The 12,166-nt window shown below is 72.0% G+C and carries 12 protein-coding genes; 5 read left to right on the top strand and 7 right to left on the bottom strand.

Going from position 1 to position 12,166, the window contains the following annotated elements; all coding sequences use genetic code 11:
• Position 1: 1 nt before the first annotated feature.
• A complete protein-coding gene (locus DEJ09_RS05710) occupies positions 2-481 on the bottom strand; it encodes a hypothetical protein (RefSeq protein WP_111087876.1) in 480 nt (159 codons plus the stop codon).
• A gap of 82 nt (positions 482-563) precedes the next feature.
• On the opposite strand from DEJ09_RS05710, the gene DEJ09_RS05705 reads away from it, so the two are divergent.
• Entirely contained in the window at positions 564-1,337 is a 774-nt protein-coding gene (locus tag DEJ09_RS05705; RefSeq protein WP_128780784.1) for an alpha/beta fold hydrolase, read from the top strand.
• Positions 1,334-2,134, top strand: coding sequence for an alpha/beta hydrolase (locus DEJ09_RS05700; RefSeq protein ID WP_309146928.1), 801 nt, complete (start codon positions 1,334-1,336; stop codon positions 2,132-2,134). The genes DEJ09_RS05705 and DEJ09_RS05700 overlap by 4 nt, the downstream gene beginning before the upstream one ends.
• Before the next feature lie 88 nt (positions 2,135-2,222).
• On the opposite strand, the gene DEJ09_RS05695 is transcribed toward DEJ09_RS05700, so the two are convergent.
• Genes DEJ09_RS05695 through DEJ09_RS05685 form a run of 3 tightly spaced genes read right to left on the bottom strand, consistent with a single transcriptional unit; the run spans position 2,223 to position 5,311 of the window.
• On the bottom strand, positions 2,223-3,236 hold the full coding sequence (locus DEJ09_RS05695) for a LacI family DNA-binding transcriptional regulator (protein WP_111087875.1): 1,014 nt from the start codon (positions 3,234-3,236) through the stop codon (positions 2,223-2,225).
• 27 nt (positions 3,237-3,263) lie between these two features.
• The gene (locus DEJ09_RS05690; protein ID WP_111087874.1) at positions 3,264-4,292 is read right to left on the bottom strand and encodes a Gfo/Idh/MocA family protein; all 1,029 of its coding nucleotides are present in this window, start codon (positions 4,290-4,292) and stop codon (positions 3,264-3,266) included.
• Entirely contained in the window at positions 4,289-5,311 is a 1,023-nt protein-coding gene (locus DEJ09_RS05685; protein ID WP_111087873.1) for a Gfo/Idh/MocA family protein, read from the bottom strand. The genes DEJ09_RS05690 and DEJ09_RS05685 overlap by 4 nt, the downstream gene beginning before the upstream one ends.
• An 80-nt stretch (positions 5,312-5,391) precedes the next feature.
• Between DEJ09_RS05685 and DEJ09_RS05680 the strand changes: the two genes are divergently transcribed.
• Positions 5,392-6,021 carry an SRPBCC family protein gene (locus tag DEJ09_RS05680; RefSeq protein WP_258373803.1) on the top strand — a complete coding sequence of 210 codons (630 nt, stop codon included), beginning with the start codon at positions 5,392-5,394 and terminating at the stop codon, positions 6,019-6,021.
• Positions 6,018-6,689: a DUF4166 domain-containing protein gene (locus DEJ09_RS05675; protein ID WP_110864088.1), complete on the top strand. Its 672-nt coding sequence runs from the start codon at positions 6,018-6,020 to the stop codon at positions 6,687-6,689. Before DEJ09_RS05680 ends, DEJ09_RS05675 begins: the two co-directional genes overlap by 4 nt.
• Here DEJ09_RS05675 and DEJ09_RS05670 read toward each other — a convergent pair.
• On the bottom strand, positions 6,679-7,335 hold the full coding sequence (locus tag DEJ09_RS05670) for a CatA-like O-acetyltransferase (protein WP_111087872.1): 657 nt from the start codon (positions 7,333-7,335) through the stop codon (positions 6,679-6,681). The genes DEJ09_RS05675 and DEJ09_RS05670 overlap by 11 nt on opposite strands.
• Before the next feature lie 41 nt (positions 7,336-7,376).
• Between DEJ09_RS05670 and DEJ09_RS05665 the strand changes: the two genes are divergently transcribed.
• Positions 7,377-7,934: a YbaK/EbsC family protein gene (locus tag DEJ09_RS05665; RefSeq protein ID WP_111087871.1), complete on the top strand. Its 558-nt coding sequence runs from the start codon at positions 7,377-7,379 to the stop codon at positions 7,932-7,934.
• Here the strand turns inward: DEJ09_RS05665 and DEJ09_RS05660 are convergent.
• Both DEJ09_RS05660 and hrpA read right to left on the bottom strand, forming a co-directional pair.
• Positions 7,915-8,283, bottom strand: a complete 369-nt coding sequence (locus DEJ09_RS05660) for a VOC family protein (RefSeq protein ID WP_110860834.1) — start codon at positions 8,281-8,283, stop codon at positions 7,915-7,917. The genes DEJ09_RS05665 and DEJ09_RS05660 overlap by 20 nt on opposite strands.
• Positions 8,284-8,302: 19 nt before the next feature.
• Positions 8,303-12,154, bottom strand: coding sequence for an ATP-dependent RNA helicase HrpA (gene hrpA, locus DEJ09_RS05655; protein ID WP_111087870.1), 3,852 nt, complete (start codon positions 12,152-12,154; stop codon positions 8,303-8,305).
• Between the last annotated feature and the right edge of the window lie 12 nt (positions 12,155-12,166).

The following is a 12,166-nucleotide window of genomic DNA, read 5'->3' as shown; positions in this document are numbered from 1 at the left end:
GTCAGCTCCCGGTGCCGTCGGTGCTGCCGGGGGCCTGGCCGGTGCCGTTGCCCGGGAACCGGTTCGTGCCGGGCACCTGCGTGGTCGACTGCGTCCGGTCCGCACCGATCGCGTCGCCGATGGCGAACCCGACGCCTCCGCCGACGAGCAGCGCGGCGAGCCCGACGATCGCGGCGAGGAGCGGCCAGAACCACGGGGGCTTCGGGCCGGTGCTGCGGCGGTTGGTCGGGCTCGCGGCGCCGGCTGCGGCTCCGTACCAGGGGGTGGTGCCGTTCGGGGCGGTGGAGTCCCAGCCGCCCGGGGCGCCGGCGCCGGCGTCCGCACGGTACGGCTGCTGCTGTTGTTGTTGCGGCCCGGGGGCGTCGAGCGTGGAGGTCGACGTCGGGGTCGGGGCGGCGCCCCAGCCGGTCGGAGCCGTTGCCCGGTTCGCCCGGTCGGAGCCGCCCGGTCCGTGGCCGTTGGTGGGAGTGGTGTCGCTCATGCCAGGAGTGCACACGGCCCGGCTATGTGCGGCCGATGACGAGGCTGACCCGGTGCTGCGAACCGCCGCGTAGCCTCGGCTCGTGCGCGCTGCTGTGGAGACCGTCCGGATCGACGGGTTGCCCGTGCGCCTGCACACCATGGCGGCGCGAGAGCCGGTCCGCGACGACACCGACCCCACCGTCGTGTTCGTCCACGGCATCGGGATGTCGCACCGGTCCTTCGCTCGGTCGCAGCGCGCCGTCGCAGCCGAGCACCGCACGATCAGCGTCGACCTGCCGGGGTTCGGCTGGCTGCCCGCGGCCGGTCGGCGGCTGCCCATCGAGGAACTCGGCGATGTCGTCGTGCGGGCGGTCCGTCACCTGGTCGACGGCGACCTGGTGCTCGTCGGGCAGTCGATGGGTGCCCAGGTCGTGGTCGAGTCCGCCCGGCGCCACCCGGAGACCGTCGCGGCGATCGTGCTCGTCGGTCCGGTGATCAACGCGGAACGGCGGTCGCTCCCGCTGCAGGCACTCGACCTGGGCCGCGACGGGTTCGTCGAGGGGGTCCGGATGAACGGCGTCCTGGTCACCGACTACCTGCGGAGCATGCGGCAGTACACGCGTGAGCTCGGGCCGATGCTCCGCTACCCGACCGAGCAGACGATCACTGAGGTGACGCAGCCCGTCCTCGTCGTCCGCGGCGCCCAGGACCCGATCGCGCGGCACGACTGGTCCGCTCGGGTCGCGGCCGCTGCGCCGAACGGCACCTTCGTGGAACTGGCCGGCCCGCACCACGTGCAGGAACGGCAGCCGGACGCCTTCGCACGCCTCCTCGAGACGTTCCGCAGCGCCGAGCGCCTGGAGGGGCTGCGATGACCCGGCCGACCACGTCCGGGACGGAGGCGGCGCGGACGGCGCGATCCGGGCCTCCAGGCCGTGTCCCGCTGGTGCGACGCGCGTGGTGGGCCGCACTCGACTGGGGGTACGCCGCCAGGTGGCAGGTCCGGAGCATCGGGCCGACCACCGCGGACGACTACCGGACCGGCGCCGGGCAGCCCGTCGTCGTGGTCCCCGGCGTCTACGAGACCTGGCACTTCATGCGGCCACTGATGGACGCACTGCACGACCGGGGGCACCCGGTGTACGTGCTGCCGGTCCTGCGGCACAACCTGCGGCCCGTGCCGGACTCGGCGCGCGAGGTGATCGCGACCCTCGAGGAACAGGACCTGCGGAACGTGCTCGTGCTCGCGCACAGCAAGGGCGGGCTCATCGGCAAGTACGCGATGACGCAGCTCGACCAGCACGAGCGGATCGACCGGATGGTCGCGGTCTCGACGCCCTTCGCGGGGTCGGTCTACGCGCGGCTCGCGCCGGTGCCGCACCTGCGGGCGTTCCGGGCGGCCGACCCGGTGCTGGCGGGGCTGGCGCGGGAACTCGACGCGAACGCGCGGATCACCTCGGTGTACGGAGTGTTCGACACGCTCATCCCCGAGGGCAGCGAGCTCCAGGGGGCGACGAACGTGCGGCTGCCGGTGGGTGGGCACTTCCGGATCCTCGGTGATGCGCGGACGCGGTCGGCGGTGCTGGCGGCGGCGGATCCGGGCGGGGGCGGCTCCGGGTCTGGCGGCGCTGGCGGCGGCTCCGGCGGCGGCGCTGGCGGTCTTTCGCGCTGACCGACACTTCGTGGGCGCGCGGCCGCGTGAGCTGTCGGTCAGCGCGAAACGGCGCGGCGGCCGCAGCGGTAACGGCGCGGCAGCAGCGTCAGCGCGGGCGGTCGCCGACGCTCGCGCGCTCGACGATCCGGTGCGGCACGACGACGGTCTCCGGCGCTGCCGCGCGGTCCGCGATCCGTCGGGTCAGCAGGTCGAGCGCCGCCGTCGCGAAGGCCCGACGGTCGAACGACACCGTGCTGAGCGACGGGATCGCGTAGGCGGCCGCGTCGACGTCGTCGAACCCGATGACGCTGACCTGCTCGGGAACCCGGACCCCGCGGGCGGCCAGGACGTGCAGCACCCCGAACGCGATCGAGTCGGTGAAGGCGAAGACGGCGTCGGGCAGGGGGTGCTCGTCGAGCCAGGCCGCGAAGGTCGTCGCCGCGGAACTCGTGGTCCACGACGGCAGCGGGACACGGAGCGAGGGGTCGGGCGTGATGCCGGCGGCGGCGAGCGCGGCGGTGTAGCCGCGTTCGCGGAGCTCGCTCGTCGCCGTCGCGGCGCCCTCGGGTGACGCCCCGACGATCGCGATGCGCCGGTGCCCGTGGGCGATGAGGTGTTCGGTGACCTGCTCGGCTGCCGCGCGGCTGTCGACGTGCACCTGGTCGACGTGCTCGGGCTCGACCTCGCCGATGACGACGGTCGGCGGCAGCCCCTCGGTCGAGGCCAGGACGCTCGCGCTGAGCGACACCGGGTTCAGGATCAGCCCGTCCACCAGGTGTGCCCGGGCACGGGAGACCAGTTCGCGTTCGCGGGCCGGGTCGTTGCCCGTCTGCTCGAGCTGCACGACCCAGCCGCGTTCGCGGGCGAGTTCCACGAAGGACTGCGCGAGTTCGGCGGAGTAGGCGCTGCCCATCTCCGGCAGCGTCAACGCGATGGCTCCGGAGCGGCCGTTCCGGAGCCCGCGGGCGGACAGGTTCGGCACGTAGTCGAGCTCGGCGACCGCCCGCTCGACGCGTTCGCGGGTCTCCGGGCGCACGACCACGCCGCCGTTGACGACGTTGGAGACGGTCTTCGGGGACACCCCGGCGAGGGCGGCCACGTCCCGCACGGTTGCGCGCATCGGGACGAGCGTAGCGCGGGGCGGTGCTCAGTCCGCGACCGGCACCGGCACCGTCCTGCCCGTCCGCACCGACTCCTGCGCCGCCAGCACGATCGACAGCGTCCGGAGTCCGACCCCGACGTCCGGCTGCGGCTGCTCCCCGGACCGCACCGCCGCCAGGAACGTCCGGAGCATCGGCACGTCGTGGTCGGGTCCGTACCGGAGTTCGATCGGCCGGCCCCCGACCGCCTCGAGCCCCCGAGCAGCCGCCCCGAAGAAGTCCACCGACACCGTGCCACCGGTCCCGGCGACGTCGAGCGTCAGCCCACCCCACACCGGCGACGTGTCCGGTCGGCTCCACGAGCAGTCGATCGCCGCGATCGTGCCGTCGTCGTACGTGATGGTCACCAGCCCCGCGGTCTCGGCGTTCGCGCGGTCCGCGTGCAGCACCCGGTTGGCGACGGCGGTGACCGACACCGGCGCCGCTCCGGTCAGCCCGTCGATCAGGTCGGCGACGTGCACGACGTGGTCGACGAGGGCGCCGCCTCCGCTCAGCCGGACGTCGGTGAACCAGTCCCGGGCGAGCGGGAGCATGCCGTTGTTCGCGCCCCGCACCGAGAACACCGTGCCGAGTGCGCCCGAGTCCCGCGTCGCGCGCAGCCGGTCGAACGCCGAGGCGAAGCGCACCGGGAACGCCATCATGAGCAGCACCCCGGCGCGGTCCACGGCATCGCGGATGGCGAGGCCGTCCTGCCACGAGGTCGCGAGCGGCTTCTCGCAGAGCACGTGTGCCCCCGCTGCCGCCGCGAGCTCGACGAACTCTCGGTGCCGCGCGTTCTCGCTCGTGACGATCACCGCGTCCGGACCCCAGGCGAGCAGCTCGTCGACGGAGTCCGCGTACCCGGCGCCGAGCGCGCGTGCCAGTTCGGCGCCGCGCAGGTCGCCGAGTTCCGTCCCCGTCGAGGTGCCGCCCGGGTCCGTGCCGCGCACCTCCACGTCGGGCATCGCCGCCAGGGCGCCGAGGTAGCTGATGGCGTGCGTGTGGGCGAAGGAGAGCACCCCGACCCGGAGCGTCACCGCGCGACCTCGACCGGCTGGCCGGACTCGATCGAGGCGATCGCCGCGTTCGCGATCCGCACCGCAGCGACGCCGTCGTCCACGGTCACCCGGGGCGGTGCACCGCCGTCGAACGCGGCGAGGAAGTCGGCGAGCTCCAGCGCGTACGGGTCGTCCGCCGGGTCGACCGTCGGCAGGAAACCGTCCACGGAAGCCGGTGCCGCCAGGTCACTCCGGGTGTCCTCCTCGGCCCGGGACGAGTACGACAGGCTGCCCAGCGTCCCCGTCACCGAGTACTCGGTCGTGAAGGCGAGGTGCTGCGGCCCCCACAGCCCGGCGACGTGGCTGATCGCGCCAGACTCGTGCGTGAGCAGGACGTGCGCCGCCTCGACCGGCTCGGCCTCGGAACCCGCGCGGACGCTCACCGCCGACACGCGGCTCACCTCTCCTGCGACCCAGCGCGCGATGTCCAGGTCGTGGATCATCTGGTCCATCACGATCCCGCCCGACAGGGCGCGGTCGCCGAACCAGGGGACGTGGGTGGGGAAGGCGCCGGACCGGGAGAACCGCAACACCGCCAGGTCGCCCAGGAGGCCCGTGGTCGCGGCCTCGTGCAGGCGCGCGTACGCGGGGAACCAGCGCACCACCTGGGCCGGGTAGAGCTGCACGCCCGCGTCCGCAGCGCGCGCCGCCAGGTCCGCCGCGTCCGCGTCGGTCCGGGCCAGGGGTTTCTCGGAGACGACGTCCTTGCCGGCCGCGATCGCCGCACGCACGACCTCGGCGTGAGCGTGCGTCGGGACCACGACGTCGACGACGTCGACCGTGGCGAGGAGCTCGTCGAGGCTGTCGGCGACGGTGATCGTGCCGCCCTCGGCCCGGGCGGTGTCGGTGAACGCGGCGACGAGTTCGTGGGCGCCCTCGCGAGCGTGCACCACCACGTCGCCCAGGCGGAGCAGCCCGGGCAGGTGGGCGACGGAGATGCCGCCCGCGCCGACGAGCCCGATGCGTTTGCGGGCGGGGGAGTCCGACTGCGACGTCATGGGGTCAGCGTAGGAGATGCGGTGGGACGGCGGGGTGCGCCAGCGGGGACCGGTTGCCAGTGGTGTCCTACGCTCGGGGTGTGGGCAACCGGGGCATCTACGTCGAGACGATCATCGACGCGGACGTCGAGCGGGTCTGGGAAGCGACGCAGACCCCGGGACAGCACGTGCGGTGGGACGTCCGGTTCTCCGAGATCGTCCCGGAACCGGCCGACGCCGACGGAGCAGCCCGCTTCACGTACGTCCGACGGTCCGCCGTGCACGACGTCCACGGCACGGGCGTGAGCCTCGGCGAGCGACTCCGGTCGGACGGCACACGGACGTCGGCTCTGCGCTTCTCCACCCGGGACCGCCTGTCGCCGATCCGACACGGTCGTGGGTACTGGAAGTACGTCCCGACCGAGGACGGCCGCACCCGTTTCATCACGGGGTACGACTACGACCCGGGATGGGGGCCACTCGACGTGGTCGTCCGGCCGCTGCTCGGTTGGGCGACTGCATGGAGCTTCGACCGGCTCCGCGTCTGGTTGGAAGGCGGCGGCGACCCCGAGACCTGGCAGTTGGCGAGTGTGCTGCAGGTGTGGCGCCGGGGCCGGCCACGGGCCTCCCGGTCGTCACGAGCACCGCGTGGGGGCAGCCGACGAGGCGACCACCTGCGCGACGCGCCCGCGACCCTCGCCGTCCTGCCGGACCCGGCGGAGCAGCGATGACCTCGGTGTTCCGAGCGGCGCTCGGCGCAGACTTCCACCGACTGCACCCGATGATGCAACGGCGCTTCGACGTCGGCTTGGATGCCGCCGAAGCGTGCATCGGGCGCGGGGTGATGACCTCCATCCGCCGGGGTCCGTGGTGGACCGTTCCGTTCCTGCAGATCGGGCGGCTCCGGAACATCCTGGTCCCCGACGTCGGCGACGACGTGCCCTTCACCATCGAGAACTACCCCTACCGGGATGCTCACGGACGCGAGACCGTCACCTTCGTCCGCACCTACACGACCCGCCCGGGGCGCACCGCGCGCTTCGACGCCACGATGGTCCTCGTCGGTGGGCGGGTGCTGGACTACCTCGGTTCGCACCAGCACCTGGCGGTGGACCTCGACCTCGTCGTCGACGACCGGGGTGGGCTGGTGCTCACCTCGGATGCCCAGCGCTTCTACGAGGGGCCGATCGCCTTCCGGTTCCCGATGCTCTTCAGCGGCCGGGCGACGTTGCACGAGTACTGGTCCGACGAGGACGAGTCGTTCCACGTCGACCTCGAGGTGCGCAACGCGCTGTTCGGGTTCTTGTTCGGCTACCGCGGGACCTTCACGTGCGAGTGGGTACCGGCAACGGACGCACCCGACCGCCTGAAGCCCCGCCGGACCGAACTCAGGACCTGAGCCACGAGGGATCGGCGAAGAGCTCCTCGAGCTCGCGCAGCAGTCGGGTCGTGTGGAAGCCGTCGGCAGCGGCGTGGTTGACCTGCAGCGCCAGCGGTAGCAGCGTCCGGTCACCAGCGGTCCGGTACCCGCCGAGCGTGATGATCGGCAGCAGGTGGTCCCAGCCATCGCGCACCTGCAAGGAGAAGCCGGTGAACGATGCTCCCGGCAGGGTCGAGACGTCGAACACGTTGCTGGGCCGGTCGTCCTGCGGGAACATCCGGGTGTCGTCCCGGTACTCCGTCATCGTCGACACCGCAGCGTCGTGGAAGGTGTCGAAGTCGTCGTCGTACGGCACGACGAGGGCGGAGAACGTCTCGGTGTCCGCGTGGAACACGGTGAACATCGGGTGGACGCAGTCCCACACGGCGGGGGAGCCGTCGTCCAGCAGCTGCATCCGGAACTCGTCGTGCCGGTTCACCACGGTCGCGATCGCCCAGAGCTGCGACGCGTAGGTCCGACGGCCGGTCGCTCGGACGCGCTCGACGAAGGCGGTGACGTCGAGTTCGACGGTCACCTCGTACGCGCACGGCACCCGGTGCCGGTAGTGCTCGAAGTGCTCCCGGCGGGGCCACTGGTCGACGTCGATCGCCCGGAGTTCGGTCATGGCTCCACCCTCGTGCGGGATCGCTTCCCTACGGTGGAGCCATGCCGACGCTCGAACGTGTTCCCGCCCTGGTCGCCACCGGATTCCTCGCGATCCCCGTCGCCGAAGCCCTGGTCGCGTTGCCGACCGAGGTCGTCATGAAGATCGAGGGGGCCCCGATCGACGCCGACCTCGCCGACACCGCCGCGTTCTCGGAGGCGTACGGCTACCCGCTGGCCGGCGGCGCGAACTGCATCGTCGTCGCAGGGAAGCGCGGCGACGAGGTCCGCTACGCCGCCTGCGTCGTCCTCGCATCGACGAAGCTCGACGTGAACCGGGTCGTGAAGCAACTGCTCGACGTCCGCAAGGCGAGCTTCGCCCCGATGGACGAAGCGGTCGAGCTGACCGGCATGGAGTACGGCGGCATCTCCCCGATCGGGCTGCCGTCGTCGTGGCCGCTCTACATCGACGCGCGCGTCCTCGACGCCCCCGAGGTCGTCATCGGCGCCGGGCGCCGCGCCGCGAAGCTGTTCCTGCCCGGCGCAGCACTCACCGCACTGCCGAACGTCACCGTGGTCGAGGGCCTGGCGACCGAACCGGTCAGTCCGACGGCCGGATGAGGCAGAACGGGTGCCCCGCGGGGTCGAGGTAGACGCGGAACGTCTCCGTGCCCGACCCCGTGGCCGTCGCACCGATCGCGAGCACCGCGGCCTCGCCGTCATCGAGGTCGTCGACCTTCACGTCGAGGTGGCTCTGCTGCGGCACCGCCTGCCCGGGCCACTCCGGCGCCCGGTAGTCGTCGACCTGCTGGAACGCGAGGATCGGACGGTGGTCGGTGAACGGGAGGGCGAGCTCCGCCCAGTCCTCGTCGAAGCCGACGATCTCCCCGCCGAGCAGCTCGGCGTAGAAGCGGGCGAGGGCGCGGGTGTCCGGGCAGTCCAGGACGACGACGTCGAGTGTGCCGATCATGGCCGACACGGTAGACCCATCAGCGCGCGGCGGTCAGGGCTTTCGTGATCCGCTGCAACGAGACGGTCTCGGCGGTCCCGAGTTCCTGCGCGAAGAGGCTGAGCCGGAACTCCTCGAGCATCCACCGAGCGTGCACGAGCTCCGGGTGCGCCCCGACCGCGGGCGGGAAGGTGCCGCCGGCATCGGTGTAGCGGTCGGTCGCCACAGTGACCTCGCGCATCCAGGTCGCGTCGCGTCCGGGGTTCTGCAGCAGTTTCTGCACGCGCGCCTCGATGCCCTGCAGGTACACGCGGATGCGTCGCAGCCGGTCGAGCCCCGCGACGGCGACGAACCCGGGGAACACCAGGCGCTCCATCTGCTGCCGCATGTCGCTGAGGGCGGCGAGCAGCGACATCGAGTTCGCCTGCTTGAGTGCCCGTTCGGCGGAGCGCTGCGCCGCCAGGACGGCCGCGACCTCGGACACGGCGGTGAACATGGTGTCGACGACGGTGGCCGACACCGCATCGCGGACCGACTCGAACTCGGCCTTCGTGAAGACCAGGCCGTCCGGGTGGGCCCGACGGATGCCGGAATCGACCACGGCGGCCAGGACGTCGTCGAACAGCGCGGCGGTCGACGGGTAGGGGCTGGCCGCGAGCGCGAGCTTCTCCTGCGCGGTCAGGTGCGACTGGATGTACGACACGGGCGACGGCACCGCGTGCATCACCAGACGGCGGACCCCGGCAGGCATCCGGACGACGCGGTCGGACGGGGTGGCGAGCAGTTGCACGCCGACGGTCGCCTTCGGACCCGTGCCTTCCTCGACCAGGGACGGGTACGCGCGGATGACGCCGCCGGCCTGCTTGGTGTCGAGGGTCTGCGGGAGGTCCTGGTCGGGCCAGGCGGTGAGTCCGGACTGTTCCAGCGGACGACCGGCGCCGGCGGACGCGACGCGAGCCGCGCCTCCGGTCCGTCCCGCGCCCTTCGCCGTGGCGGAGGCGACGCTCTGCTGGGTCCGGTCCTTGAGCTTCGTCTGCAGGGCCGACAGGTCCTTGCCGGTTTCGACCCGGCGACCACGCTCGTCGACCACGGCCCACGTCGGCAGCAGGTGCGCGGGGACGCGGGACAGGTCGAAGTCGGACTCGGAGACCGGGACGTAGGTCATGCGCTGGATCGCCTTGGCGAGGGTGGCGCGGAACGACTCGGTCGGCTCGGTCGGGGCGTCGTCGGGCAGCTCGGCGACGATCTTCTCGGCCCAGTCGGCAGCGGGCACGACGTTCTTGCGGATCTGCTTCGGCAGCGACTTGATGAGCGCGGTGACGAGTTCCTTGCGGAGGCCGCGCACCTGCCAGTCGAAGCCCTCTTCACGCATCCGGGGCAGGAGCGCGAGGGGGACCTGCACGCTGACGCCGTCGTCCTGTGCGCCGGGCTCGAAGCGGTACTGGATGGCGAGACGCTGGTCGCCGCTCCGCCACTGGGTCGGGTACTCGACGTCGTCCTCGGCGGCTTCGGCCGCTGATTCGTCCAGCAGGTCCGACCGGCGCATCGTGAGCAGGTCCGGCTGCTCACGGCGGGTGGTGCGCCACCACCCCTCGAAGTCGCGGGTCGTGGCGACGTCGGTCGGGATGCGGGCGTCGTAGAACTCGTAGACGTTCTCGTCGTCGAGCAGGATGTCCCGGCGGCGGGTGCGTTCCTCGAGCTGCTCGAGTTCCTTGCGGAGCTTCCGGTTGGCGCGGTCGAAGGCCTGCTGGGATTCCCACTCGCCCTCGACCAGGGCGTGCCGGATGAAGAGCTCGCGGGAGTGTTCCGGGTCGATCCGCGAGTACTGCACGCGGCGGCGCTGCACGATCGGGACGCCGAACAGGGTCACGCGCTCGTAGGCGACGACCGCCCCCTGCTTCTTCTCCCAGTGCGGTTCGCCGTAGGTGCGCTTGAGCAGGTCACCGGCGAGCGGCTCCACCCAGGCGGGGTCGATCCGGCCGACGGTCCGGGCGAACAACCGGCTCGTCTCGACGAGCTCGGCGGCCATCACGGCGTCCGGCTGCTTCTTCGCGAGCACGCTGCCCGGGAACACCACGAACCGGGTGTTCCGCGAGCCCAGGTAGTCGCGCTTCTCGCGGTCGCGCAGCCCGATCTGGCTGAGGAGTCCGGAGAGCAGCGCGCGGTGCACGGCGTCGCCGTCGTCGGAGCGGGCCTGCCCGACTCGGACGTCGACCTGCTTCGCGGCACGGGAGAGCTGCCGGTACAGGTCCTGCCACTCGCGGATGCGCAGGTAGTTCAGGAACTCGGCCTTGCACAGCCGGCGGAACGCGCTCGACGACAGTTCCTCCTGCTGCTCCTCGATGTGGTTCCAGAGGTTCAGCAGGGTCAGGAAGTCGCTCGTCGGGTCGGCGAAGCGGGCGTGCAGCTGATCGGCGTGCGCACGCTTCTCGAGGGGCCGCTCGCGGGGGTCCTGGATGCTCAGGGCGCTGACGATGGCGATGACCTCGCGCCCGACGCCCTGCCGCCCGGCCTCGAGCACCATCCGACCGAGCCGGGGGTCGATCGGCAGCCGGGTCAGCTGTCGCCCGGACTTGGTGATGCGGCCGTCCTTGTCGACGGCGCGGAGCTCGCGGAGCAGGTCGAGGCCGTCCTTCACGCCCCGGCTGTCCGGCGGTTGCAGGAACGGGAACGACTCGATGTCCCCGAAGCCGAGCGAGATCATCTGCAGGATCACCGCGGCGAGGTTCGTGCGGAGGATCTCGGGGTCGGTGTACTCGGGGCGCCGGCCGAAGTCGTCTTCGGAGTAGAGCCGGATCGCGATGCCGGCACTCGTGCGGCCCGCTCGACCGGAGCGCTGACTGGCGCTGGCCTGCGAGATCGCCTCGATCGGCAGCCGCTGCACCTTGGCCCGCGGGGAGTACCGCGAGATGCGTGCCGTCCCCGTGTCGATCACGTACTTGATGCCGGGCACGGTCAGCGAGGTCTCGGCGACGTTCGTGGCGAGGACGACACGACGGCGGATGCCCGGGGTGTGGCGGCGCTCGAAGACCCGGTGCTGGTCGGCGGCAGACAGGCGGCCGTACAACGGCAGGACCTCGGTGCCCGGGTAGCGCTTGCCCTCGATCGCGTCCTGCGCGTCGCGGATCTCGTTCTCGCCGGACAGGAACACGAGCACGTCGCCCGGGTCCTCCTGCGCCAGCTCGTCGAGGGCGTCGGTGATGCCCTGCAGGGTGTCGCGGTCGTCGGCTGCGTTGCCGCTGTCGCCGGTGCGGGAGTCCGACTCGTCGTCGGCGTCGTCGTCCTGGTCTTCGGCGACGAGGGGGCGGTACCGGATCTCGACCGGGTAGGTGCGGCCGGACACCTCGATGATGGGGGCGTCGTCGAAGTGCTTCGAGAACGACTCCGGGTCGATCGTCGCACTCGTGATGATGAGCTTCAGGTCGGGGCGACGGGGGAGCAGCCGCTTCAGGTAGCCCAGCAGGAAGTCGATCGTCAGGGACCGCTCGTGCGCCTCGTCGATGATGATCGTGTCGTACCGCTTCAGGTCGCGGTCGAAGTGGATCTCGTTCAGCAGGATGCCGTCGGTCATCAGCTTCACGCGGGTCTCGGAGCTCACCTTGTCGGTGAAGCGGACCTGGTAGCCGACGAGTCCGCCGAGCTCCCCGCCGCCGAGTTCTTCCGCCACACGCTCGGCGATGGTCCGCGCCGCGATCCGGCGGGGCTGGGTGTGCCCGATGTGCTCACGACCGAGCTCGAGGCAGATCTTCGGCAGCTGCGTCGTCTTGCCCGAGCCGGTGGCCCCGGCGACGATGACCACCTGGTTGTCACGGATGGCAGCCGCGATGTCGTCCCGCCGCTGCGAGACCGGCAGTTCGGGCGGGTACGTGATGACGGGCAGCGGAGAAGACATGAGCATTCCAGG

The sequence above is a fragment of the Curtobacterium sp. MCLR17_055 genome, from assembly GCF_003234305.1.
GTDB lineage: Bacteria > Actinomycetota > Actinomycetes > Actinomycetales > Microbacteriaceae > Curtobacterium > Curtobacterium flaccumfaciens.
This window is presented reverse-complemented; position numbering and strand designations above follow the sequence as displayed.

Excerpts from the sequence above, each read along its gene's own strand:
- DEJ09_RS05665 (WP_111087871.1), top strand. The coding sequence starts at position 7,377 with ATGCCGACGCTCGAACGTGTTCCCGCCCTGGTCGCCACCGGATTCCTC.
- DEJ09_RS05685 (WP_111087873.1), bottom strand. The coding sequence starts at position 5,311 with ATGACGTCGCAGTCGGACTCCCCCGCCCGCAAACGCATCGGGCTCGTC.
- DEJ09_RS05675 (WP_110864088.1), top strand. The coding sequence starts at position 6,018 with ATGACCTCGGTGTTCCGAGCGGCGCTCGGCGCAGACTTCCACCGACTG.
- DEJ09_RS05660 (WP_110860834.1), bottom strand. The coding sequence starts at position 8,283 with ATGATCGGCACACTCGACGTCGTCGTCCTGGACTGCCCGGACACCCGC.
- DEJ09_RS05695 (WP_111087875.1), bottom strand. The coding sequence starts at position 3,236 with ATGCGCGCAACCGTGCGGGACGTGGCCGCCCTCGCCGGGGTGTCCCCG.
- DEJ09_RS05700 (WP_309146928.1), top strand. The coding sequence starts at position 1,334 with ATGACCCGGCCGACCACGTCCGGGACGGAGGCGGCGCGGACGGCGCGA.
- DEJ09_RS05670 (WP_111087872.1), bottom strand. The coding sequence starts at position 7,335 with ATGACCGAACTCCGGGCGATCGACGTCGACCAGTGGCCCCGCCGGGAG.
- hrpA (WP_111087870.1), bottom strand. The coding sequence starts at position 12,154 with ATGTCTTCTCCGCTGCCCGTCATCACGTACCCGCCCGAACTGCCGGTC.
- DEJ09_RS05710 (WP_111087876.1), bottom strand. The coding sequence starts at position 481 with ATGAGCGACACCACTCCCACCAACGGCCACGGACCGGGCGGCTCCGAC.